Origin of the sequence: Shewanella marisflavi (assembly GCF_002215585.1) — a bacterium.
Classification (GTDB): Bacteria; Pseudomonadota; Gammaproteobacteria; order Enterobacterales; family Shewanellaceae; genus Shewanella; species Shewanella marisflavi.
Genome location: NZ_CP022272.1, coordinates 172005 through 193767, shown reverse-complemented (window position 1 = coordinate 193767; position 21763 = coordinate 172005). Strand labels below are relative to the sequence as shown.

The 21763-nt window shown below is 46.5% G+C and carries 32 protein-coding genes and 1 rRNA gene; 7 read left to right on the top strand and 26 right to left on the bottom strand.

From position 1 onward, the window contains the following. Positions 1-182 precede the first annotated feature (182 nt). The 5 genes from CFF01_RS00980 to CFF01_RS00960 all read right to left on the bottom strand — a co-directional run bounded on the left by CFF01_RS00980 (position 183) and on the right by CFF01_RS00960 (position 5869). A 16S ribosomal RNA gene (locus CFF01_RS00980) occupies positions 183-1727 on the bottom strand. A 524-nt stretch (positions 1728-2251) separates the two neighbouring features. Further along, positions 2252-2842, bottom strand: a complete 591-nt coding sequence (locus CFF01_RS00975) for a TlpA disulfide reductase family protein (protein WP_088903546.1) — start codon at positions 2840-2842, stop codon at positions 2252-2254. Beyond that, positions 2839-3318 carry a heme lyase NrfEFG subunit NrfF gene (nrfF, locus tag CFF01_RS00970; protein ID WP_033540793.1) on the bottom strand — a complete coding sequence of 160 codons (480 nt, stop codon included), beginning with the start codon at positions 3316-3318 and terminating at the stop codon, positions 2839-2841. The genes CFF01_RS00975 and nrfF overlap by 4 nt, the downstream gene beginning before the upstream one ends. Further along, entirely contained in the window at positions 3318-3875 is a 558-nt protein-coding gene (locus CFF01_RS00965; protein WP_033540792.1) for a DsbE family thiol:disulfide interchange protein, read from the bottom strand. The genes nrfF and CFF01_RS00965 overlap by 1 nt, the downstream gene beginning before the upstream one ends. Positions 3876-3892: 17 nt before the next feature. Then, positions 3893-5869, bottom strand: a complete 1977-nt coding sequence (locus CFF01_RS00960; RefSeq protein ID WP_088903545.1) for a heme lyase CcmF/NrfE family subunit — start codon at positions 5867-5869, stop codon at positions 3893-3895. 411 nt (positions 5870-6280) lie between these two features. On the opposite strand from CFF01_RS00960, the gene ccmI reads away from it, so the two are divergent. After that, positions 6281-7525, top strand: a complete 1245-nt coding sequence (ccmI, locus tag CFF01_RS00955; RefSeq protein ID WP_088903544.1) for a c-type cytochrome biogenesis protein CcmI — start codon at positions 6281-6283, stop codon at positions 7523-7525. A gap of 137 nt (positions 7526-7662) precedes the next feature. On the opposite strand, the gene CFF01_RS00950 is transcribed toward ccmI, so the two are convergent. After that, a complete protein-coding gene (locus tag CFF01_RS00950) occupies positions 7663-7956 on the bottom strand; it encodes a c-type cytochrome (protein WP_033540789.1) in 294 nt (97 codons plus the stop codon). 333 nt (positions 7957-8289) lie between these two features. Here CFF01_RS00950 and ccmA point away from each other — a divergent pair, with 333 nt between their 5' ends. The 6 genes from ccmA (at position 8290) to CFF01_RS00920 (ending at position 12149) form a co-directional block, all read left to right on the top strand. Next, a complete protein-coding gene (ccmA, locus tag CFF01_RS00945; protein WP_088903543.1) occupies positions 8290-8940 on the top strand; it encodes a cytochrome c biogenesis heme-transporting ATPase CcmA in 651 nt (216 codons plus the stop codon). An 11-nt stretch (positions 8941-8951) separates the two neighbouring features. Beyond that, positions 8952-9638 (top strand): heme exporter protein CcmB, encoded by a 687-nt coding sequence (gene ccmB, locus CFF01_RS00940; RefSeq protein WP_033540787.1) that lies wholly within the window; start codon positions 8952-8954, stop codon positions 9636-9638. A gap of 1 nt (position 9639) precedes the next feature. Further along, positions 9640-10386, top strand: coding sequence for a heme ABC transporter permease (locus CFF01_RS00935; RefSeq protein ID WP_033540786.1), 747 nt, complete (start codon positions 9640-9642; stop codon positions 10384-10386). Next, positions 10386-10586, top strand: coding sequence for a heme exporter protein CcmD (gene ccmD, locus CFF01_RS00930; RefSeq protein WP_033540785.1), 201 nt, complete (start codon positions 10386-10388; stop codon positions 10584-10586). Before CFF01_RS00935 ends, ccmD begins: the two co-directional genes overlap by 1 nt. Continuing rightward, a complete protein-coding gene (gene ccmE / locus CFF01_RS00925) occupies positions 10583-11068 on the top strand; it encodes a cytochrome c maturation protein CcmE (protein WP_033540784.1) in 486 nt (161 codons plus the stop codon). Before ccmD ends, ccmE begins: the two co-directional genes overlap by 4 nt. Positions 11069-11420: 352 nt before the next feature. Beyond that, on the top strand, positions 11421-12149 hold the full coding sequence (locus CFF01_RS00920) for an ABC transporter substrate-binding protein (protein ID WP_157704912.1): 729 nt from the start codon (positions 11421-11423) through the stop codon (positions 12147-12149). Between the two features lie 90 nt (positions 12150-12239). Here CFF01_RS00920 and rplQ read toward each other — a convergent pair whose 3' ends face one another. The 20 genes from rplQ to rplP form a co-directional block, all read right to left on the bottom strand. Beyond that, positions 12240-12632 (bottom strand): 50S ribosomal protein L17, encoded by a 393-nt coding sequence (gene rplQ, locus CFF01_RS00915; protein WP_011863991.1) that lies wholly within the window; start codon positions 12630-12632, stop codon positions 12240-12242. Between the two features lie 39 nt (positions 12633-12671). After that, positions 12672-13661 (bottom strand): DNA-directed RNA polymerase subunit alpha, encoded by a 990-nt coding sequence (locus tag CFF01_RS00910; RefSeq protein ID WP_011863990.1) that lies wholly within the window; start codon positions 13659-13661, stop codon positions 12672-12674. Positions 13662-13685: 24 nt separating this feature from the next. Then, on the bottom strand, positions 13686-14306 hold the full coding sequence (rpsD, locus tag CFF01_RS00905; RefSeq protein WP_011863989.1) for a 30S ribosomal protein S4: 621 nt from the start codon (positions 14304-14306) through the stop codon (positions 13686-13688). A gap of 36 nt (positions 14307-14342) precedes the next feature. Then, complete coding sequence (gene rpsK / locus CFF01_RS00900) at positions 14343-14735, bottom strand: 30S ribosomal protein S11 (protein ID WP_011863988.1); 393 nt, start codon at positions 14733-14735, stop codon at positions 14343-14345. Positions 14736-14752: 17 nt separating this feature from the next. After that, positions 14753-15109: a 30S ribosomal protein S13 gene (gene rpsM, locus CFF01_RS00895; RefSeq protein ID WP_011863987.1), complete on the bottom strand. Its 357-nt coding sequence runs from the start codon at positions 15107-15109 to the stop codon at positions 14753-14755. 116 nt (positions 15110-15225) lie between these two features. Next, the gene (rpmJ, locus tag CFF01_RS00890) at positions 15226-15339 is read right to left on the bottom strand and encodes a 50S ribosomal protein L36 (RefSeq protein ID WP_006083579.1); all 114 of its coding nucleotides are present in this window, start codon (positions 15337-15339) and stop codon (positions 15226-15228) included. 21 nt (positions 15340-15360) lie between these two features. Continuing rightward, positions 15361-16701 (bottom strand): preprotein translocase subunit SecY, encoded by a 1341-nt coding sequence (gene secY / locus CFF01_RS00885; protein ID WP_041510733.1) that lies wholly within the window; start codon positions 16699-16701, stop codon positions 15361-15363. A gap of 7 nt (positions 16702-16708) precedes the next feature. Further along, a complete protein-coding gene (gene rplO / locus CFF01_RS00880) occupies positions 16709-17143 on the bottom strand; it encodes a 50S ribosomal protein L15 (RefSeq protein ID WP_033540780.1) in 435 nt (144 codons plus the stop codon). Positions 17144-17146: 3 nt separating this feature from the next. Next, complete coding sequence (rpmD, locus tag CFF01_RS00875) at positions 17147-17329, bottom strand: 50S ribosomal protein L30 (protein ID WP_011863984.1); 183 nt, start codon at positions 17327-17329, stop codon at positions 17147-17149. Positions 17330-17334: 5 nt separating this feature from the next. After that, on the bottom strand, positions 17335-17838 hold the full coding sequence (gene rpsE, locus CFF01_RS00870; protein WP_011863983.1) for a 30S ribosomal protein S5: 504 nt from the start codon (positions 17836-17838) through the stop codon (positions 17335-17337). Between the two features lie 13 nt (positions 17839-17851). Then, positions 17852-18202 (bottom strand): 50S ribosomal protein L18, encoded by a 351-nt coding sequence (gene rplR, locus CFF01_RS00865; RefSeq protein ID WP_028764670.1) that lies wholly within the window; start codon positions 18200-18202, stop codon positions 17852-17854. Positions 18203-18212: 10 nt separating this feature from the next. After that, entirely contained in the window at positions 18213-18743 is a 531-nt protein-coding gene (gene rplF, locus CFF01_RS00860; RefSeq protein WP_033540779.1) for a 50S ribosomal protein L6, read from the bottom strand. A gap of 10 nt (positions 18744-18753) precedes the next feature. Then, a complete protein-coding gene (rpsH, locus tag CFF01_RS00855) occupies positions 18754-19146 on the bottom strand; it encodes a 30S ribosomal protein S8 (protein WP_033540778.1) in 393 nt (130 codons plus the stop codon). A gap of 23 nt (positions 19147-19169) precedes the next feature. Beyond that, positions 19170-19475, bottom strand: coding sequence for a 30S ribosomal protein S14 (gene rpsN, locus CFF01_RS00850; protein WP_033540777.1), 306 nt, complete (start codon positions 19473-19475; stop codon positions 19170-19172). Between the two features lie 10 nt (positions 19476-19485). Continuing rightward, a complete protein-coding gene (rplE, locus tag CFF01_RS00845; protein ID WP_011863978.1) occupies positions 19486-20025 on the bottom strand; it encodes a 50S ribosomal protein L5 in 540 nt (179 codons plus the stop codon). Positions 20026-20037: 12 nt separating this feature from the next. Further along, the gene (gene rplX / locus CFF01_RS00840) at positions 20038-20352 is read right to left on the bottom strand and encodes a 50S ribosomal protein L24 (protein WP_033540776.1); all 315 of its coding nucleotides are present in this window, start codon (positions 20350-20352) and stop codon (positions 20038-20040) included. Between the two features lie 11 nt (positions 20353-20363). Further along, positions 20364-20732: a 50S ribosomal protein L14 gene (gene rplN, locus CFF01_RS00835; protein WP_011863976.1), complete on the bottom strand. Its 369-nt coding sequence runs from the start codon at positions 20730-20732 to the stop codon at positions 20364-20366. Positions 20733-20912: 180 nt separating this feature from the next. Continuing rightward, positions 20913-21161, bottom strand: coding sequence for a 30S ribosomal protein S17 (gene rpsQ, locus CFF01_RS00830; protein ID WP_033540775.1), 249 nt, complete (start codon positions 21159-21161; stop codon positions 20913-20915). Beyond that, positions 21161-21352 (bottom strand): 50S ribosomal protein L29, encoded by a 192-nt coding sequence (rpmC, locus tag CFF01_RS00825; protein ID WP_011863974.1) that lies wholly within the window; start codon positions 21350-21352, stop codon positions 21161-21163. Before rpmC ends, rpsQ begins: the two co-directional genes overlap by 1 nt. Continuing rightward, complete coding sequence (gene rplP, locus CFF01_RS00820; protein ID WP_011863973.1) at positions 21352-21762, bottom strand: 50S ribosomal protein L16; 411 nt, start codon at positions 21760-21762, stop codon at positions 21352-21354. Before rplP ends, rpmC begins: the two co-directional genes overlap by 1 nt. Position 21763: the final 1 nt, after the last annotated feature.

Sequence of the window (21763 nt, the reverse complement as noted above, 5' to 3'; positions counted from 1 at the left end):
TATTTTTTCGCGCTAATGCTACAAATAATCACGTACAAGTACGTCACTATCCCTTTCACATTAACACTATCAGCTTTCCAAATTTTTAAAGAACAAGCATCGTCGCTCGGACGTGCCACTCGCTCTAACAAGAACAAGTTATCTGTGTGAACACTCAACAAGCACTAAATCAATCGTATAGGTAAGGAGGTGATCCAGCCCCAGGTTCCCCTAGGGCTACCTTGTTACGACTTCACCCCAGTCATGAACCACACCGTGGTAAACGCCCTCCCGAAGGTTAAGCTATCTACTTCTGGTGCAGCCCACTCCCATGGTGTGACGGGCGGTGTGTACAAGGCCCGGGAACGTATTCACCGTGGCATTCTGATCCACGATTACTAGCGATTCCGACTTCATGGAGTCGAGTTGCAGACTCCAATCCGGACTACGACGAGCTTTCTGAGATTAGCTCCACCTCGCGGCTTCGCAACCCTCTGTACTCGCCATTGTAGCACGTGTGTAGCCCTACTCGTAAGGGCCATGATGACTTGACGTCGTCCCCACCTTCCTCCGGTTTATCACCGGCAGTCTCCCTAAAGTTCCCGGCATGACCCGCTGGCAAGTAAGGATAAGGGTTGCGCTCGTTGCGGGACTTAACCCAACATTTCACAACACGAGCTGACGACAGCCATGCAGCACCTGTCTCAGAGTTCCCGAAGGCACTAAGCTATCTCTAGCGAATTCTCTGGATGTCAAGAGTAGGTAAGGTTCTTCGCGTTGCATCGAATTAAACCACATGCTCCACCGCTTGTGCGGGCCCCCGTCAATTCATTTGAGTTTTAACCTTGCGGCCGTACTCCCCAGGCGGTCTACTTAATGCGTTAGCTTGAGAACCCAGTGTTCAAGACACCAAATTCCGAGTAGACATCGTTTACGGCGTGGACTACCAGGGTATCTAATCCTGTTTGCTCCCCACGCTTTCGTACCTGAGCGTCAGTCTTTGTCCAGGGGGCCGCCTTCGCCACCGGTATTCCTTCAGATCTCTACGCATTTCACCGCTACACCTGAAATTCTACCCCCCTCTACAAGACTCTAGTTTGCCAGTTCGAAATGCAGTTCCCAGGTTGAGCCCGGGGCTTTCACATCTCGCTTAACAAACCGCCTGCGTACGCTTTACGCCCAGTAATTCCGATTAACGCTTGCACCCCTCGTATTACCGCGGCTGCTGGCACGAAGTTAGCCGGTGCTTCTTCTGCGAGTAACGTCACAGCTAAGTGCTATTAACACTTAACCTTTCCTCCTCGCTGAAAGTGCTTTACAACCCGAAGGCCTTCTTCACACACGCGGCATGGCTGCATCAGGCTTGCGCCCATTGTGCAATATTCCCCACTGCTGCCTCCCGTAGGAGTCTGGGCCGTGTCTCAGTCCCAGTGTGGCTGATCATCCTCTCAGAACAGCTAGGGATCGTCGCCTAGGTGAGCCATTACCTCACCTACTAGCTAATCCCACCTAGGTACATCCAATCGCAGAAGGCCCGAAGGTCCCCTCTTTTCCCCCGTAGGGCGTATGCGGTATTAGCAGTCGTTTCCAACTGTTATCCCCCTCGACTGGGCAGTTCCCTAGGCATTACTCACCCGTCCGCCGCTCGTCAGCAAAGAAAGCAAGCTTTCTTCCTGTTACCGCTCGACTTGCATGTGTTAGGCCTGCCGCCAGCGTTCAATCTGAGCCATGATCAAACTCTTCAATTAAAGTTTTGTTGAAGCTGAAAGCTTCGGCTCAATGAATTCTGATTCATTTAAACGACTCGGAAGAATCATCTAAATGTTTGTACATATTGCTATGAACATTCATCGTTGCATTGAGATATAAATCGTTTTCGATTAACTCAACACCTGTGAATGTCCACACAGATTTCTTGTTTCATCTTGTTAAAGAACGTTTGCCTCATACTGGAGTCCAGCGGGCTAGGGCTGCGTATTCTACGCTTCTTCCTGTCGGCGTCAAGCGCTTTTTTCAAAAGTTTTTTAAGTGGTTAATTACTGTGCTTTCGCTGTGTAACTAACGGCTTAAAAACCCGAAGGCACTTACCACCCTGACTCAACCTACATGCTTACTTACTTTGCTAAGCAGCGCCGTTTGCCGTGTCAGTGGGAGCGCATTATAGGGAGCAGAATCTTTTACGCAAGGGCTTTTTACAAAAAAAAGATCGCATGCCGATCTTTTAGGCAATTACGATCTTTTTCGTATAGATAGCGAGCAAAAACTGCCTGTTTTACGGCTTTTGGGCTGCCTGCTTAATAAAGCCCTGGATCAGCTCTACCGCTTTTTCATCATCCCAATCGACAAATGTCCTGACAAATGCGATCAATTCACCTTGCTGATTGAGAATAAAGGTTGCCGGTATGGTATCAAGCGGAAAGACCTGTCCTAGCTGCTGCTGAGGATCGTAATAGGTCTCAAACTTGTCCATGCCCAAAGAAGCTAAGAAAGGTTCGACTTGCTCTTTACCCTTCATATCGATCGAAATAGGTAAGATACGGAACTCATTTGGATCAAACTTAGCCTTAAAGCGATCGATAGCCGGCAGCTCACGCACACAAGGTGGGCACCAGGTGGCCCACATGTTAACCATCACCACCTGACCTTTATACTGACTGAAGTCTATCGATTTCCCCTGCGCGTCCTTAAAAGGTACAGCTTCTATCGGATATGACTTAGGCAATACGTTTATTAGGTCTACGCTTGATTGCACTTCACCACTATTTTTCTTCTGCATGCCTGGATAGGCATGCAGAACATTAGAAAAGCTTAGTGCAGCCATGCTTAAGGCTAAGCTTGCAGCAGCGATAGACTTTAACTTCATTTGTTGTCTCGCTTCAGCAGTCGATCCAACTCAGCTTGCTCTTCAGGGCTTATTTCTTGCTCTACAGCATTACTGATTCGCTGCTTTCTAACAAAGACGAAGCCAATCATTAATCCTACTAACAATAACCCTAAAGGACCTAACCACAGCACGTAGGTCTTGGCTTCCATACGCGGCTTATAAAGAACAAACTCACCATAACGGCTGGTCATAAACTCGATGATTTCTTCATCTCCTTTACCTTCATCAACCATTTGATAGACCTCGAGTCTCAGGTCTTGTGCCACAGGTGAATTAGAATCAATCAGATTCTGATTTTGGCACTGGGGACAACGCAGAGAATGCGCCAACTCCAATGCTCGCTTCTGATTGTCTACCGACTTAAACTCATAGGTATCGACAGGTGTAGCCATTACTGACCCCACCAGCACGAAAGATAAGAATACTGCGGAGATAATCCCGACTAAGCTTTTCATTAAGATGCTCCCTCAGCTTTAGCCTGTGCTTGTAGCTCTTGAATCATTGGGTAAAGGGTCTCTTTCCAGACTCGCATATCAATTGGCCCCGCATAACGGAAACGTATGATGCCGTTATGATCCACCAGATAACTTTCGGGTGCACCATAAACACCGAGATCTAAGCCCAAACGGCCATCATGATCATAGATGTTCTTGGTGTAGGGGTCGCCTTCCCGGCTCAATTCGCGGATCGCTAAAGCGCGATCATCACGGTAATTAATCCCATAGATAGGCAAGATATTTTGTCTTGCTAATCGCATCAAATAAGGATGCTCATATTTACATGAAGGACACCAAGTCGCCCACACGTTTAATAGCGAGACCTGTCCCTTGAGACTTTCATTGGAAATGATCTCATTGGCATCTTCAAGACGCTCTAGTTGGAAAGCCGGTATCGGCTTTCCTTCCAATGCTGAGTCCAACTGCTGCGGGTTCAGGAAGAGTCCCTTATAAAGGAAGACTCCCATCACCAGAAACAGAATCAAAGGAATAAATAATACTAGCCTTTTCTTCATACTTGCCCCAATTCAAGTTATGCCGTTGCTAATTTTTCTTGTTTAGCTTTTTCGTCAGCCGCATCAGTAGCTTTAGCTCTACGATAACGCTTATCAGACGCAGCGAAGAAGCCACCCACCATCATGAAAATGCTACCAAACCACAACCAGCGAACAAAAGGTTTGTAGTTTAGACGTACCGCAAATTCGGTGCGGCTAATCGGATCGCCCATAGTGATATAAAGATCGCGGAACAGCCCCCAATCAATACCAGCTTCAGTCATATCCATAGTACGCACATTGTACTGACGACGATCAGGCTTTAGCAGCGTAATAAACTCGCCATCTTTGGTAACTTCAACCTGACCTTGCTGCGCCGTATAGTTAGGCCCAACAACATTTTTGGTTTCGATGTAATGGAAGCTATAACCCGCCAACTCTTGCGTGATACCAGGTCCCATACGAACACTCTTCTCTATCGAGTAGTTTGACACCATAGTGGCACCCACTACAGACACTGCAATACCCAAGTGAGCGATGATCATGCCCAGCTGACTGCGCCCCATACGCGCCAAGCTTAAGCCTTCTTTTGACTGCATGATTTCGTAAGCGGCACGCAAGGTTGCTAAAGTAACCCAAACTGCAGCACCAATACCGAACATCACCCAAGCATTGAACTTACCATCGACGAGGAAAGGCGTAGCTGCACCAATAACGGCTGACACTACTGCCGGAACCAGCAATTTAGCCCTTAGCTCACCAGCTTTCGCTCGCTTCCAACGAATATTTGGACCAATACCCATAAACCCAAAGAGTACTAGCACAATAGGTACGAATACCGCGTTGAAGTATGGTGGGCCTACAGAGATCTTACCCATATTCAAGGCATCGATAAGCAGTGGGTAAAGTGTACCAAGTAATACAGTACCGCAAGCAACGGTCAGCAGGATGTTACACACCAGCAGCATAGTTTCTTTAGACATCAACTCGAAACGTGCTGGGCTCTTCATGTCACTGGCCCGGAAGGCAAACAAGGTGAGCGAGCCACCAATGGCTAAACCGAGTAATAACAGGATGAACATACCGCGACTTGGATCGGCGGCAAATGAATGCACAGAGGTCAGTACCCCTGAACGAACAATAAAGGTACCTAACAAACTCAAAGAGAAAGCGAAGATAGAGAGTAATACAGTCCAGTTACGGAAGGTTGCGCGCTTCTCAGTTACGATTACTGAATGCAGCAATGCAGTACCGATCAACCAAGGCATGAATGAAGCGTTCTCAACGGGGTCCCAGAACCACCAGCCGCCCCAGCCTAATTCGTAGTATGCCCACCAAGAACCCAGTGAAATACCACCTGTCAGGAAGATCCAAGCAGCCAAGGTCCACGGACGGCTCCAACGTGCCCACGCAGAATCCAGGCGCCCCCCCATGAGTGCCGCAATCGCAAAGGCAAAGCTCACTGAGAAACCGACATAACCCAGGTACAGCATAGGCGGATGGAAGATTAATCCAACGTCTTGCAGCATAGGGTTAAGGTCACGTCCTTCCATAGGAATAGGGAATAGACGCTCAAATGGGCTCGAAGTTAACAGCATAAAGAGACTGAAACCAATCACTATCATCGCCAAAATAGCGAGAACGCGAGCGGTGAATACCTCTTCCAGACCTTTACTAAAAAAGGCGACAGCTGCAGTCCAGACTGACAAGGCAAATACCCAGAAGAGTAATGAGCCTTCATGACCACCCCATACCGCGGCGATCTTAAAGAAAATCGGCAGTTGTGAGTTAGAGTGGTGTGCAACATAGGCAACAGAGAAATCGTCTACGGCAAAGCTATAACCGAGGACGATGACAGAAAGAGCAATAAAGAAAAACATGCCGTAACTTAACGGCCAAGCATAACGAACCAGATATTGATCTTTTCGAGCAACACCGATTAGTGGGACGCTGGCCAATAGAAAGGCAAATGCCAATCCTATTATCAACGAAAAGTGTCCTAATTCAGGGATCATGGGGTTTCCTCAGTCCTATATAAGAATCAGTTGAAGCTTTAGCCTCTACTAATTCACGAGAGTTTGCAATTCACACTACTCAAGGTACAAAATTTGAGTCATTTTAGTATTTGCTATTGTATCTGTCTGCCTCTTTCGCACAATTCTGGGTGACCTGTCTCATTCTTGCGAACAGAAACGCAGGGTTACAATTGTTATAAACTGACAGATTTTATGCTCTGACCCTTGTTTGAAACTTAAGTTTCAGCCAATTTTTGAAAATAGAATCGAACTGTGAACCAGTGCAAAAGTATCAGTATTTAACGACACTAATCCCTTATATTACTGTTCAATGAATAATCTTTCCGTATAATCTGATCCCTATATCGCGCGGCATCCCCGCATTTCTGCAACTAATGTGAAAAAGAAATAATGACCACTCTCTGGATTTTTATTGCGCTTTTTGTATTAGTCAGCCTAGTGCTGATTTGGTTTCCACACTTTCGCCAGCAACAGATGTTGCAGGCCGAAGAGGCTGGTGTGCGTAAGGCCACTAACCTCGAACTCTTTAATAACCGTTTAGCGACACTGGAAAAGGAACTCGAAGATGAGCTTCTGGATCAAGATGAGTTTGACGCTCTAAAGAAAGAACTCGAAATCAGTTTGCTACAGGACATGAAGCAGGGCGAGGATGAATCCTTAGTCGGCCAGCTTAAACCTAAGAGCATATTATGGCCAGCCTTTATGTCTGTCGTCTTGCTCGGTTTATCCGGTTACTTCTATGCCACCTTAGGGGCTTATGCTAACTTGGACAAAGCCGTCCCTGATAATCCACACGCAGGAATGGATGCTAGCCAGATTATGGCTCAGCGCATCCAGATGATGGAGTCACAACTACAAGCCGAGCCTGATAATAGCCAACTGCTGTTTAGTCTAGGTCATGCCTACATCAACGCCAATCGTTATGACGATGCGGTAAAATCATTTGATAAGGCCATGGAACTGGTTGGTACTCATGCCGAATTGCTAGGGCCTAAAGCGACTGCACTCTACTATAAGGCTAATCAGCGTATAACACCCGCGGTTCAGTCCATCATAGACCAATCTCTGGCGCTAGATCCTAAAGATCCTTCTACACTGCTACTGGTTGGAATGGATGCTTTCTTTAATGCCCATTATCAAAAAGCAATCGATGCTTGGCAGATCATTCTCGACAGCGACAGAAACGATGTCGATCGCAGCGCTATCATCAATGCAATTGAAAGTGCCAAGATGAGAATACAAGCTGAAACCGGTGAAATGCCAAATGACGCAACCCATCAGCCGGCCACCGCAGGTAAGACAGTGACTATCGATGTCTCCATCTCACCAGAGCTAGCACAACAGGTCGGTGGTAGCGATATGCTGTTCATCTTTGCTCGTAACACTGAAGGCCCTAAAGTACCTTTAGCTGCGACCAAAGTGTCTGCCAAGTCTTTACCTGTCTCCATTACTCTAGACGACAGCACCGGCATGGGCGGAGACATCAAGCTAAGTGATGCCAAACAGGTTGAGATCATTGCGGTTCTTTCAAAGCATGGTTCTGTGAAGGCACAACCCGGTGATATGCAGGGGCGCCTAGAAACCATGGAAGTCGGTACAACGGCCAAACTTGTGATTGACACGTTAGTCCAGTAAACCCTAGGTCATTACATTCTGGGCTACTCTCTCAGAAACCAAAAGCCGGCATTCGCCGGCTTTTTTGTTGCCCGAACATTGAGTCCCGAACATAAAAAAAGCCGACTTGAAGTCGGCTTTTTCTCAACGAAGTTGGATTACTTAGACATGAACTCGATAGCGTTCTTGTAATCTTCGTCGGTACAATCCGTGCACATACCGCCTGGTGGCATAGCGTTAAGACCTGTCTTAATGCTACTAACTAAAGCGTCTAAGCCCTTAGCCAAACGTGGCTCCCATGCAGCTGCATCATGAGCTTTAGGCGCACCAGCGACACCCATACTGTGGCATACCTGGCATGCCTTGTTATATACAGCCTCACCTTCTTGTGCAAAAGCGTTTGCAGACAAGGTCAATGCAGCCACTGCAGACAATGCTAACAGTTTTTTCATGTTCAATGTTCCTAATGCAAATATTAACAGAGCTCTATGCCACCCTAAATATGGGGCAGACTTATTTTATAGCGGTACTAGGATACATCAAACTTCAACAAAACTCACCTTTTTGTGACTAATATCAGAATTTGACAGTTCAACATGTTATAGGCACTCCCTTTAACTGATACATTAGCAATTGTTGAAAAAGTTCAATCCCAAGTACTAAAAGGTTTTGCTTTTTGGAAGCATATCAAATTGCTGACACTAAACAGAGACCAAGACTAAACCCCTCAAGGGGATTATGTTAATATCGCTTACGTTCACATCTGGCTTGAGATAGAGGGTTCAGTGGTAGAAGAAAAAACAGCAACGACACTGGTATCGGCCGACAACTTGACTTGTATCCGCGAAGAGCGAATTCTATTCGACGAACTCAGTTTTGATATCCAAGCGGGTGAAATTGTACAAATAGAAGGGCCTAACGGCGCAGGAAAAACCAGCCTACTGCGTATTCTTGCTGGCTTATCTAGACCCTATGGCGGAGAAGCTAAGTACAAGGGCACTGACATTACCCGCTGCCGCGACGAATATAATGATGATCTTTTGTATCTTGGCCATCTTGCAGGTGTAAAAAGCGAGTTAACGGCCGAAGAGAATCTTAACTTCAATTTAAGAATCAGTGGGTATGATGACTTCAATACTAATCAGATCCTCGCGAAAGTGAATCTATCTGGTTTTGAAGAAGCGCTAGCTGGCCACCTCTCGGCAGGCCAACATCGTCGAACAGCCCTAGCCAGACTCTGGCACACCAACTGCAAGGTATGGCTGTTAGATGAACCGTTTACTGCAATCGATAAGAAAGGCGTCGAAGAATTGGAACACCTGTTTTTACAACATGCTCAAAACGGCGGTTGCGTCATCATGACCACCCACCAGGATATGAGTATTATCGGTGACGATATTCTGCGTAAAATCCGCCTAGATTATCGCTTTATATAAAGGTGTAGTGAATGAACAAAGGTATCAGCTTTACTCAAGCTTTTTTTACCCTGCTAAAGCGCGATCTTCAAATAGCTGTCCGCCACAAGGGCGACATCTTCAATCCGCTACTGTTTTTTATCCTAGTGGTCACTCTGTTTCCGCTGGGCATTGGGCCTGAACCTCAGGTGCTTTCGCGCGTTGCTCCCGGTATTATTTGGGTCGCCGCCCTGCTCGCCTCTATGCTTTCGCTTGAGCGGCTGTTCAAGGCAGACTTTTCAGACGGCAGCTTAGAGCAGATGCTGCTAAGCCCACAGCCATTATCCTTAATGGTATTGGCTAAAGTACTTGCACACTGGCTATTAACCGGCGTACCGCTTATCTTAGTCGCACCACTGTTAGCCGTATTGTTACACCTCGAAGCTAATAGTTATGGTGCGCTGCTGTCCACCCTGGCACTTGGTACCCCTGTACTGAGCCTTTTAGGGGCAATTGGTGTTGCGCTTACGGTAGGGTTACGCAAAGGCGGTGTTTTATTGAGCCTATTGATTCTACCGCTTTATATCCCAGTTCTAATTTTTGCAACCAGCGCTATTGATGCAGCTGGTTTAAATCTACCCTACAGCGGCCATCTCGCTATTATAGGCGCTATGCTGGTCGGTTCGTTAATATTGGCACCATTTGCTATTGGTGCCTCATTAAGAGTGAGTACTAACTAATATGTGGAAATGGCTACATTCTTACGCAGACCCTCAAAAGGCCTATAACCTATCAGGCAGGCTACTACCTTGGTTTGCAACACTTGCTATCGCATTTATTGGCGTTGGTTCTATCTGGGGCTTGCTGTTCGCTCCGGTTGATTATCAACAGGGTGACAGCTACCGCATCATCTTCATCCACGTACCAGCCGCCTCAATGTCTATGTCGGCCTACATGGCGATGGCTACCTCAGCCTTCATTGGCTTGGTATGGCAGATCAAGTCGGCTGACTGGGCGGCGGCAGCCATCGCACCTATCGGTGCCGTTGTCACCTTTATCGCTCTGATCACTGGTGCCGCCTGGGGTAAGCCTATGTGGGGTACTTGGTGGGTGTGGGATGCTCGCTTAACCTCTGAGCTGGTACTGCTATTCCTATACCTAGGTGTGATCTCACTATACGCCTCTTTCGAGGACAAGGTACTTGCAGCACGAGCCGCTGGCATCCTAGCGATTGTAGGTGTGATCAACATACCAATCATTAAGTATTCAGTAGAGTGGTGGAACTCACTTCATCAGCCAGCAACGATTAAAATCACCGAGAAATCCTCGATGGCACCTGAGATGCTGTACCCGTTACTGATCAACATCTTTGGTTTTGGTCTCATGATTGGAGCCATCACTTTAGTACGTTTCAGAGCCGAGATCTTAGCCAGAAATGGTATGCGTCCTTGGGTTAGGGAACTCGCGAAAGCTGAAGGAGTCAAATAATGCAGTTCGATTCATTAACAGATTTTTTTAACATGGGTGGCTACGCCTTTTATGTGTGGCTATCTTACGGCATAACCGCCTTCGCACTTGGCACCTTGATCTTGGTGAGCCTGCGCCAAAAGCGCAAAATCCTCACTGAAATCTCAAAGAAAATGCAACGCGAAGAACGCCTTAAAGCCAACCGGAGTAAAGAACAGTGAACGCCAGACGTAAGAAAAGACTCGCCTTAGCAACCGCCTTAATAGGTGGCGTAGCCGCAATCGCATCATTATTGCTTTATGCGCTAAATTCAAACCTGAACCTTTTCTACACACCAACAGAAATTGTCCATGGTAAAAAAGACACAGGCGTTAAACCCGAAGTGGGCCAGCGTATCCGTGTCGGTGGCATGGTAACCGTTGGGTCTCTAATCCGCGATCCTGACAGCCTCCACGTTGAATTTGCTGTACATGATGCAGCCGGTGGTGAAGTCATAGTGACCTATGACGACTTGCTACCTGATCTGTTCCGTGAGGGCCAGGGCATTGTGGCTCAAGGCGTACTGATTGAAAATGGGAAGTTGGAAGCAACGGAAGTGCTGGCCAAGCATGATGAAAACTATATGCCGCCAGAAGTCGCCGAAGCGATGGGACAAACCCACGAAAAACTCGACTACAACACGACACAAAAATCAGGCTATTAAGCCACTTACATTAAAGGCCTCTTACGAGGCCTTTTTTAATGCGCTTCCACTTACTTACACAGGAAAATCAGCTATAACTATATAAAAGTGCTTTGGAAAATCATCCATGCGTATCCTTGTTTTACTCCTATTGCTCTACAGCCTGCCGGGCGCTGCAACAAACCTTCTATTTATACATAGCTATCATGAAGGCTACCCTTGGGTGCAAGATTACCGGCGAGCCATATTGGATAATCTAAGCCAACCAGTCCAAGTAGAGGACTTTCTCCTAGACTCCAAACGCCTACCCTCTGAAGAATATGTCAAACGCGCTGATATGGCATGGAACGTCATAAAAAGCCGTAGACCAGATATGATAGTCCTTGCCGACGACAATGCCATCACGCTATTGAGTGAACGCATTGCGACCACCAATATCCCGGTTGTTTTTCTAGGGCTGAACACGAATCCAAGAGATCATGGAATCCAAACATACGAGCAATTCACCGGTGTCTTAGAACGTCCTTTATTTAAACGTTCACTATTACTCGTCGATCACATATTGCCGAAAGCTGAGTCGAGAAAACTGCTTGTCCTCTCGGATAACAGCGCTACGAGTCGGGCCGCCCTAAGTCCAATCAGTGATGAGCTCAAACCGATCAGGCTAGGCAATTTGACCATAGAATTTAAGCTCGCTGACTCTGAACAAGCATGGCGACAGGCAGTACTCAATGCGAAACAAGCAGGCTACCAGGGAATATTCATCGCCCTCTATCACACCATCACTTCAGAGCAAGGAGAGCATGTAGACCCCGAAAAAATTATTGCCTGGACAGCTAAGGAGTCTCCCGTGCCGAATTTTGGTTTCTGGGATTTCACTATAGGTAAACAAGCCAATACAGGTGGTTATGTGCTCAATGGCTATGAACATGGCAAGCTAGCGGCAACCTTAATCAACAAGTTATTACATGGCGCCAAGGCCAAAGACTTGGGCTATATCAGTGACAGCAAGGGCAGCTTTCGCTTTAGCCTCTCAGGCGTTGCCAGATGGCACCTGTCGATTCCCAAGGAGATGTCTGATAAGGCACAGTGGGTTGACTAATATGGCGGCAAGAATGCCTTTAGAGATGAATTTGAGATAAGAAATAAAAAAGCCGGGCATAGCCCGGCTTTTTAACAATGAACTTAAGTGTTACTCAGCAGCTTCTTCAACAGCTTCAGCAGCTTCTGGACGACCTACTAGTTCAATATACGCCATAGGCGCTTTATCACCAGTACGTAGACCGCACTTAAGGATACGGGTATATCCACCAGGACGTTCCTGGTAGCGTGGACCCAATTCATTAAATAACTTACCTACGACTTCAGCGTCGCGAGTACGTGCAAATGCCAAACGACGGTTTGCAACACTATCACTCTTAGCAAGTGTTATTAGAGGTTCAACTACGCGACGCAATTCTTTCGCTTTAGCTACAGTAGTCTTGATCACTTCGTGACGGACTAAAGAGCTTGCCATGTTACGGAACATAGCTTGACGATGACTGCTGTTACGGTTTAGTTGACGACCACTCTTACGATGGCGCATGACCTAATCCTTATTACCTAAATCTGTACAAACTAGGACTTATAGGTCGTCTGCTAAACTAGCCGGAGGCCAGTTTTCTAGACGCATACCTAATGAAAGTCCGCGAGAAGCCAACACATCCTTAATTTCGGTAAGAGACTTCTTACCCAAGTTAGGAGTTTTAAGTAGCTCAACCTCAGTACGCTGTACCAGATCTCCGATGTAATGAATCGCTTCGGCTTTCAAACAGTTAGCCGAACGTACAGTTAGCTCTAGATCGTCGACAGGACGCAACAGAATTGGGTCGAACTCTGGTTTCTCTTCTTTCTGCTCTGGCTCAGTGACATCACGAAGCTCAACAAACGCATCTAGCTGTTCAGCTAAGATGGTCGCAGAACGACGAATTGCTTCCTCAGGATCGATAGTTCCGTTAGTGGTCATATCGATAACGAGTTTGTCTAAGTCAGTACGCTGTTCAACACGTGCTGCTTCAACATTGTAAGCAATACGCGCGACAGGTGAGAAAGATGAATCCACTAACAAACGACCGATTGGACGATCATCGTCTTCGGTCTGTGCACGTGCAGAAGCAGGCACATAACCACGACCACGTTCAACACGGATACGCATGCTAATGTCATTATTACCAGTCAGATGACAGATAACATGATCAGGATTCATAATAGTAACATCACCATCGTGCGTGATATCTGCTGCGGTAACAGGGCCTGCGCCTGACTTGCTTAAAGTAAGCATAGCCTCGTCTTTACCCTCGATAACCACTGCTAAACCTTTAAGGTTTAATAGGATTTCTAGGATATCCTCTTGTACGCCTTCCTTGCTGCTGTATTCGTGCAGTACACCATCAATCTCGACTTCGGTAACCGCGCAGCCGGGCATAGACGACAATAGGATACGACGCAACGCGTTACCTAGAGTATGACCAAAACCACGCTCAAGCGGCTCCAGTGTAACCTTGGCACGTGTTGGGTTAACCTGCTCGATATCAACGAGACGCGGTTTAAGAAATTCTGTAACAGAACCCTGCATTGTGTCCTCTCTTGTTTATTAGCTTTACTTAGAGTAAAGCTCGACGATCAGCTGTTCGTTAATATCCGCAGATAAATCGCTACGCTCAGGCAGACGCTTGAAAGCACCTTCCATCTTAGCGGCATCTACTTCAACCCATGTTGGCTTTTCGCGCTGAGAAGCAACTTCTAGAGCAGCTTTAATACGAGCTTGCTTTTGAGACTTCTCACGAACGCTAATTACATCATTCGCAGACACTTTGAATGATGGAATGTTAACAACGCGGCCGTTTACCATAATTGACTTATGGCTAACTAGCTGACGTGCTTCAGCACGGGTAGCACCAAAACCCATACGATAAACTACGTTATCTAAACGGGTTTCTAAAAGAGTAAGTAGGTTTTCACCAGTGTTACCTTTTAGACGTGCAGCGTCTTTGTAGTAGTTACGGAATTGCTTTTCAAGCACACCATAAGTACGACGAACTTTTTGTTTTTCGCGCAGCTGTACGCCGTACTCAGACAAACGAGCTTTACGAGCGCCGTGTTGTCCAGGTGCAGCTTCTAGCTTACACTTCGAATCAATTGCTCTCACACCGCTTTTTAGGAAAAGGTCTGTACCTTCTCGGCGAGTGAGCTTGAGCTTTGGACCCAAGTATCTTGCCATGTTCTTTCTCCAACTATCCTATTAAAAACGGGGCGATTAAACGCGACGTTTCTTAGGAGGACGACAACCATTATGAGGGATCGGCGTCACATCGGTAATGTTGGTTATCTTGTAACCAACCGCGTTCAGCGCTCGAATAGCTGACTCACGCCCTGGACCTGGACCCTTCACGAAAACTTCAAGGTTTTTGACACCGTAGTCCTGAGCTGCAACACCTGCGCGCTCAGCAGCTACCTGTGCAGCGAATGGGGTAGATTTACGTGAACCACGGAAACCTGAACCACCAGAAGTTGCCCAAGAAAGTGCATTACCTTGACGATCTGTAATGGTGATAATGGTGTTGTTGAAAGATGCATGGATATGAGCCATGCCATCAGCAACCTGTTTACGTACGCGCTTGCGCGTTGAACGTGACGGAACTTTAGCCATATTGGTTTACCTTCCCGTTACTTTCTAATTGGCTTACGTGGACCTTTACGCGTACGCGCATTGGTCTTAGTACGTTGCCCACGAAGGGGCAGGCTACGACGGTGGCGGAGACCACGATAACAACCAAGGTCCATCAGACGCTTGATGTTCATAGAGATCTCACGACGCAAGTCACCTTCTACAATGTATTTAGCAACTTCTTCGCGTAGTGTGTCTATTTGAGCTTCGCTCAATTCCTTGATCTTAGCATCTTCAGCAATTGAAGTAGCTGCGCAGATTTGTTGTGCGCGAGTCAGTCCAATACCATAGATAGCAGTCAATGCAATGACTGTGTGCTTTTGATCAGGAATGTTAATGCCAGCGATACGGGCCACTATGCACTCCTCATAAGTTAAAGGCCATCTGTGAAAAGCCCGGTAGGATACTCGACAGATGACGATTTTGCAAATAATATTTTGACCAGCTCAGAAACTGAGCTGGTCAAAAGTTTTTAGCCTTGACGCTGTTTGTGTTTTGGTTCAACACAGATAACGCGTACAACGCCGCTACGCTTTACGATCTTGCAGTTACGGCAGATCTTCTTCACGGAAGCTCGAACTTTCATTTCATCACTCCGTAAAGCTACTTAGCGTCCAAAGCGATCTAAATTCGCTTTGTTAACTAGGTTAGCTTTCTTCATCACAGACTCATATTGATGTGACATCATATGGGTCTGAACCTGAGCCATGAAGTCCATGATCACGACTACCATAATTAGTAGTGAAGTACCGCCAAAATAGAACTGTACTTTCCACGCGATTAACATGAACTCCGGAATTAAACAGATAAAGGTTATATATAATGCACCAGCCAGAGTTAGGCGAGTCATTACTTTATCTATATATCGCGAAGTCTGTTCTCCAGGACGGATCCCGGGAATAAACGCACCACTCTTCTTAAGGTTATCTGCTGTCTCACGTGGGTTAAATACCAACGCAGTATAGAAGAAACAGAAGAAGATAATCGCTGTTGCATACAATAATGAGTAAAGCGGCTGACCTGGTGATACAGCAAGTGAAAAATCACTTAACCAAGATAAACCTTCATTTTGACCAAACCACTGAGCCAGTGTGCCTGGGAACAAAATGATGCTTGACGCAAAGATTGGTGGAATCACACCTGCCATGTTGACCTTAAGCGGTAAGTGAGTGCTCTGCGCGGCAAACACCTTACGGCCCTGCTGACGCTTAGCATAGTTAACAACGATACGACGTTGTCCACGCTCAACAAACACAACGAAATAGGTCACAGCAAATACGATCACTGCAATCAACAATAATACTAGTACGTTCAAGTCGCCTTGACGCGCTTGCTCAGCCGTTTGGCCGATAGCAGATGGCAGACCAGCGACGATACCTGCGAAAATAAGAATCGAGATACCGTTACCTATGCCTCGCTCGGTAATTTGCTCACCTAGCCACATTAGGAACATGGTTCCTGTAACTAGACTGACAACAGCAACAAAGTAGAACCCGAATCCAAGGTTTACAACTAAACCAGGAACCAGGTTAGGCAGACCTGTTGCGATACCGATCGCTTGGAATGTACCCAAGACCAACGTGCCGTATCGAGTATATTGACTGATCTTCTTACGTCCTGACTCGCCTTCCTTTTTCAGTTCGGCCAATGCAGGATGTACCACAGTCAATAGCTGCATGATAATCGATGCCGAAATATACGGCATGATACCAAGAGCAAAGATAGAAGCACGTTCAAGGGCGCCACCAGAGAACATGTTAAACATGCCTAAGATGGTACCCTTTTGCTGATTAAACAGCTCTGCTAATACAGCTGCGTCAATACCAGGAATTGGCACGAACGAACCGGCTCTAAAGACGATAATCGCACCAATCACGAACAGGAGACGGGTTTTCAATTCTGATAGACCGCCTTTCGCGCTTTTTAAATCAAGTCCTGGTTTTGCCATCGACGTATTATTCCTCGATCTTTCCGCCGGCAGCTTCAATAGCTGCACGAGCACCTTTGGTTACCTTCAGACCTTTAACGGTCACTGGGCGTTCAATGGTACCTGAAAGAACGACTTTAGCAAACTGTATGTTGCGAGTAACAAGATTCGCATCTTTCAGTGCATTCAAGTCGACAACATCACCGTTAACTTTAGCCAGTTCGCTTACACGAATTTCGGCAGTTACCAACGCTTTACGCGAAGTAAAACCAAACTTAGGCAAACGGATCTTAAGTGGCATTTGACCACCTTCGAAACCGACGCGAACGCCGCCGCCTGAACGTGACTTCTGACCTTTGTGACCGCGACCAGCAGTCTTACCTAGGCCAGAACCGATACCGCGACCTACACGCTTGGCTGCTGATTTTGCACCTGCAGCAGGTGATAGAGTATTCAATTTCATTGATTAATCCTCCACCTTAACCATGTAGTAAACCTTGTTAATCATACCGCGAACTGCAGGAGTATCTTCCAGCTCAACAGTATGGTTAATACGGCGTAGACCTAGACCGGTCAATGTGGCGCGATGCTTAGGCAAACGTCCAATTGAACTCTTAGTCTGAGTTACTTTTAAAGTTTTAGTAGCCATGGTGCTTAACCTCGAATTTCATCAACATTCAGGCCACGCTTAGCTGCAATCTGTGCTGGTGACTTCATGTGTACCAGCGCGTCTACAGTTGCGCGAACGATGTTGATCGGGTTAGTAGAACCGTATGCTTTCGACAGAACGTTATGAACGCCTGCTACTTCCAATACGGCACGCATCGCACCACCGGCAATAATACCGGTACCTTCAGAGGCTGGTTGCATGTAAACACGCGAACCAGTGTGACGGCCCTTAACAGGGTGGTGCAAAGTACCATTTACAAGTTCAACAGAAACAATGTTACGGCGAGCCTTTTCCATTGCTTTCTGGATAGCAGCAGGTACTTCACGCGCTTTACCATAGCCATAGCCGACTTTACCGTTACCGTCACCCACTACAGTCAGTGCAGTGAAGCTAAAGATACGTCCGCCTTTAACTACTTTAGAAACACGATTTACTGCAACTAACTTCTCTTGCAGGTCGTCTTTTTGTGGAGCTTCAAATTTAGCCATTTTTAATCATTCCTTAGAACTGTAGGCCAGCTTCACGAGCAGCGTCTGCCAAGGCAGCTACGCGTCCGTGATACTTAAAGCCGGAACGATCGAATGCAACTACAGTTACGCCTTTCTCGATAGCACGCTCTGCAACGGTTTTACCCACTACTTTTGCTGCATCAACGTTACCTGTGTATTTAAGCTGCTCTGATACCGCTTTCTCAGCAGTAGAAGCTGCCGCCACAACTTGCGCGTTGGCATCAATAACCTGTGCGTATGTGTGACGTGGTGTACGATGTACAACCAGACGGTTAACGCCCAGCTCTTGGATCTTCTTACGGGCGCGAGTAGCGCGGCGCAAGCGAGATGTTTTCTTATCCATATCGCGTTACCTACTTCTTCTTAGCCTCTTTACGGCGTACTTGTTCATCAGCATAGCGAACACCTTTACCTTTGTAAGGCTCTGGTGGACGGTAGCCACGAATTTCTGCAGCAACCTGACCAACAAGCTGCTTATCAGTACTCTTAAGTACGATTTCAGTTTGAGTTGGACACTCTGCAGTTACGCCGTCTGGAAGCTGGTGTACTAGAGGGTGAGAGAAACCTAGAGTCAGGTCGATACCGTTACCAGCAATTTTTGCACGGTAACCAACACCAACTAGAGTCAGTTTCTTTTCAAAACCTTCGTTAACACCAACAACCATGTTGTTGATTAGTGCTCGAGCGGTACCAGCTTGTGCAGCGCTAGTTACGCCTTCAGCTGGAGAACACTTGATTTCGTTGTCTTCAACAACAACAGAAACGTCAGCGTTGATCACTCGAGTCAAACTACCTTTAGTACCTTTTACGGTGATAGTTTGTTCGTTTAAAGTCACTTCTACGCCTGCAGGGATAGCGACTGGTGCTTTTGCGACACGAGACATTGCTAGCTCCTTATGCTACGTAGCAGATAACTTCTCCACCCATGCCATTTTGGCGGGCGGCACGATCAGTCATCAAACCTTTAGAAGTGGACACGATTGCGACACCCAGACCGCCCATCACCTTTGGTAGTTCGTTTTTACCTTTGTAAATACGAAGACCAGGACGACTTACGCGCTGGATAGTCTCAACGACTGGTTGGCCTTGGAAATACTTTAAAGTGATTTCTAAAACCGGCTTGGCTTCGCCTGCTACGGTGTAGTCAGTGATATAACCTTCTTCTTTAAGCGTCTGTGCAATAGCAACTTTCAGCTTAGCAGAAGGCATAGATACTGATACTTTGTTAGCAGCTTGGCCGTTACGAATGCGAGTTAACATATCCGCAATTGGATCTTGCATGCTCATATTAGCTTACTCCGTGACAAGTATTACCAGCTGGCCTTACGCAGACCAGGAACTTCACCACGCATGGTAGCTTCACGCAATTTGATTCGGCTTAGACCGAACTTGCGTAGGAAACCATGTGGGCGACCAGTTTGACTACAACGATTACGCTGACGCGCAGAACTTGAGTCACGTGGTAGACCTTGCAGCTTAAGAACTGCATCCCAACGATCTTCATCAGAAGTAGTTGGATTGCTAATGATAGCCTTAAGAGCTAGACGCTTTTCAGCATACTTAGCCACGAGCTTGGCACGTTTTGCTTCACGTGCTTTCATTGAACTTTTTGCCATTTCGCTACCCTTATTTCTTGAATGGGAAGTTAAAGGCGTCTAATAAAGCACGGCCTTCTTCGTCATTCTTCGCAGTAGTAGTGATTACAATATCCATACCACGGATTTTATCGATTTTATCGTAATCGATTTCCGGGAAGATGATTTGCTCACGTACACCCATTGCGTAGTTACCGCGTCCGTCGAACGACTTAGCGCTCAAACCACGGAAGTCACGGATACGCGGGATTGCGATATCAACTAAACGCTCAAGGAATTCCCACATGCGTTCACCACGCAGAGTCACCTTACAGCCGATCGGGTAGCCATCACGGATTTTAAAACCAGCAACTGATTTACGAGCAACAGTTACAACTGGCTTTTGACCAGCGATAGCAGTCATGTCACGAAGCGCATGCTCCATAACTTTCTTATCTGCTACAGCTTCGCCAACACCCATATTAAGGGTGATTTTCTCAATCCGAGGGACTTGCATGACACTGGTATAACCGAACTTCTTAGAAAGCTCAGCGATAACAGTCTCTTTATATTTATCATGCAGTTTCGCCATCGTTTACTCCAATTACTTAACGAGTTCACTGTTCGACTTAAAGAAACGGACTTTTTTGCCGTCTTCAAATCGGAAACCAACGCGATCAGCTTTGCCAGTGGCAGAGTTGAAAATCGCTACATTTGATGCTTGTATTGGCGCTTCTTTCTCAACGATACCACCAGTCACACCCATTTGTGGGTTAGGCTTCTGGTGCTTCTTGACAAGATTGATGCCTTCTACAATTAACTTACCAGTTGGTAAAACTCGAGAAACCTTACCGCGTTTACCCTTGTCTTTACCTGCTAGTACAATTACTTCGTCTTCACGACGGATTTTAGCTGCCATTTTGAAGCTCCTTACAGTACTTCTGGTGCCAGAGAAACAATTTTCATAAATTGTTCTGTACGCAGTTCACGCGTCACTGGTCCAAAGATACGAGTACCAATCGGTGCAAGGTTTGCGTTCAGCAATACCGCTGCATTGCGATCGAAGCGAATGACAGAACCATCTGGACGACGTACGCCTTTCTTAGTACGGACTACCACCGCGTTATACACGTCACCTTTCTTCGCTTTACCGCGAGGAATTGCTTCTTTTACAGAAACTTTGATGACGTCGCCGATACCGGCATAACGACGATGAGAGCCACCCAAGACCTTAATACACTGAACTCTACGAGCGCCACTGTTACAGGCGACTTCTAGAGTCGATTGCATTTGGATCATTTTAAGTGCTCCGCTATCGTTACTTCACTAATCCCATATTTGGGGCATATTTAAACCATTTTAGACCAGAATATCGACTAAAATGGCGCGCAAGTATAACACCGCAAAAAAGGAATAGATAGTATTAAAAATAAAAACGGCCCCAAATCTAGGAGCCGTTTCGCTAATTACCTAATAAGCTTAGGCTTTTGATACTACTTCAACCAGAGTCCAAGACTTAGTCTTAGACAGCGGACGGCATTCGCGAATAGTCACGATATCGCCAGCATTACACTGATTTGTTTCGTCATGTGCATGGATCTTAGTAGTGCGCTTGATAAACTTCCCATATAGAGGGTGCTTAACCTTACGCTCAATAGCTACAGTGATAGACTTGTCCATCTTGTTGCTAAGTACACGACCTTGCAAAGTACGGATTTTATCAGACATTATGCACCCGCCTTAGAAGTAATAATGGTCTTAACGCGCGCGATGTTACGACGCACGATTTTAAGCTGATGAGTCTGAGTCAACTGACCAGTGGCGTGTTGCATACGCAGATTAAACTGCTCACGCAGCAGACCAAGCAGTTCAGCGTTCAGTTCTTCAACGCTCTTCTGTGTTAGTTCGCTCGCTTTCATTACATCACCGTCTTAGTTACGAAGGTAGTCTTAATAGGAAGCTTGGCAGCAGCAAGAGTGAAAGCTTCACGAGCCAACTCTTCTGAAACACCATTCATCTCATAAAGAACCTTACCAGGTTGAATCTGGCAAACCCAGTATTCAACGTTACCCTTACCTTTACCCATGCGCACTTCAAGAGGCTTAGAGGTAATTGGCTTGTCTGGGAAAACGCGAATCCAGATTTGACCTTGACGTTTAATGTGACGTGTCATAGCACGACGCGCAGATTCGATTTGACGAGCAGTAAGACGACCACGTCCAACAGCTTTCAAACCAAACTCACCGAAGCTTACTTCAGTGCCGTTCGCCAGACCGCGGTTACGGCCTTTGAACATTTTACGAAACTTCATTCGTTTTGGTTGCAGCATT

Coding starts and splice junctions, on each gene's coding strand:
- CFF01_RS00975 (WP_088903546.1), bottom strand. CDS start 2,842: ATGAAGTTAAAGTCTATCGCTGCTGCAAGCTTAGCCTTAAGCATGGCT.
- nrfF (WP_033540793.1), bottom strand. CDS start 3,318: ATGAAAAGCTTAGTCGGGATTATCTCCGCAGTATTCTTATCTTTCGTG.
- CFF01_RS00965 (WP_033540792.1), bottom strand. CDS start 3,875: ATGAAGAAAAGGCTAGTATTATTTATTCCTTTGATTCTGTTTCTGGTG.
- CFF01_RS00960 (WP_088903545.1), bottom strand. CDS start 5,869: ATGATCCCTGAATTAGGACACTTTTCGTTGATAATAGGATTGGCATTT.
- ccmI (WP_088903544.1), top strand. CDS start 6,281: ATGACCACTCTCTGGATTTTTATTGCGCTTTTTGTATTAGTCAGCCTA.
- CFF01_RS00950 (WP_033540789.1), bottom strand. CDS start 7,956: ATGAAAAAACTGTTAGCATTGTCTGCAGTGGCTGCATTGACCTTGTCT.
- ccmB (WP_033540787.1), top strand. CDS start 8,952: ATGAACAAAGGTATCAGCTTTACTCAAGCTTTTTTTACCCTGCTAAAG.
- CFF01_RS00935 (WP_033540786.1), top strand. CDS start 9,640: ATGTGGAAATGGCTACATTCTTACGCAGACCCTCAAAAGGCCTATAAC.
- ccmD (WP_033540785.1), top strand. CDS start 10,386: ATGCAGTTCGATTCATTAACAGATTTTTTTAACATGGGTGGCTACGCC.
- CFF01_RS00920 (WP_157704912.1), top strand. CDS start 11,421: ATGATAGTCCTTGCCGACGACAATGCCATCACGCTATTGAGTGAACGC.
- rplQ (WP_011863991.1), bottom strand. CDS start 12,632: ATGCGCCATCGTAAGAGTGGTCGTCAACTAAACCGTAACAGCAGTCAT.
- CFF01_RS00910 (WP_011863990.1), bottom strand. CDS start 13,661: ATGCAGGGTTCTGTTACAGAATTTCTTAAACCGCGTCTCGTTGATATC.
- rpsD (WP_011863989.1), bottom strand. CDS start 14,306: ATGGCAAGATACTTGGGTCCAAAGCTCAAGCTCACTCGCCGAGAAGGT.
- rpsK (WP_011863988.1), bottom strand. CDS start 14,735: ATGGCTAAAGTTCCGTCACGTTCAACGCGCAAGCGCGTACGTAAACAG.
- rpmJ (WP_006083579.1), bottom strand. CDS start 15,339: ATGAAAGTTCGAGCTTCCGTGAAGAAGATCTGCCGTAACTGCAAGATC.
- secY (WP_041510733.1), bottom strand. CDS start 16,701: ATGGCAAAACCAGGACTTGATTTAAAAAGCGCGAAAGGCGGTCTATCA.
- rplO (WP_033540780.1), bottom strand. CDS start 17,143: ATGAAATTGAATACTCTATCACCTGCTGCAGGTGCAAAATCAGCAGCC.
- rpmD (WP_011863984.1), bottom strand. CDS start 17,329: ATGGCTACTAAAACTTTAAAAGTAACTCAGACTAAGAGTTCAATTGGA.
- rpsE (WP_011863983.1), bottom strand. CDS start 17,838: ATGGCTAAATTTGAAGCTCCACAAAAAGACGACCTGCAAGAGAAGTTA.
- rplR (WP_028764670.1), bottom strand. CDS start 18,202: ATGGATAAGAAAACATCTCGCTTGCGCCGCGCTACTCGCGCCCGTAAG.
- rplF (WP_033540779.1), bottom strand. CDS start 18,743: ATGTCTCGTGTCGCAAAAGCACCAGTCGCTATCCCTGCAGGCGTAGAA.
- rpsH (WP_033540778.1), bottom strand. CDS start 19,146: ATGAGCATGCAAGATCCAATTGCGGATATGTTAACTCGCATTCGTAAC.
- rpsN (WP_033540777.1), bottom strand. CDS start 19,475: ATGGCAAAAAGTTCAATGAAAGCACGTGAAGCAAAACGTGCCAAGCTC.
- rplE (WP_011863978.1), bottom strand. CDS start 20,025: ATGGCGAAACTGCATGATAAATATAAAGAGACTGTTATCGCTGAGCTT.
- rplX (WP_033540776.1), bottom strand. CDS start 20,352: ATGGCAGCTAAAATCCGTCGTGAAGACGAAGTAATTGTACTAGCAGGT.
- rplN (WP_011863976.1), bottom strand. CDS start 20,732: ATGATCCAAATGCAATCGACTCTAGAAGTCGCCTGTAACAGTGGCGCT.
- rpsQ (WP_033540775.1), bottom strand. CDS start 21,161: ATGTCTGATAAAATCCGTACTTTGCAAGGTCGTGTACTTAGCAACAAG.
- rpmC (WP_011863974.1), bottom strand. CDS start 21,352: ATGAAAGCGAGCGAACTAACACAGAAGAGCGTTGAAGAACTGAACGCT.
- rplP (WP_011863973.1), bottom strand. CDS start 21,762: ATGCTGCAACCAAAACGAATGAAGTTTCGTAAAATGTTCAAAGGCCGT.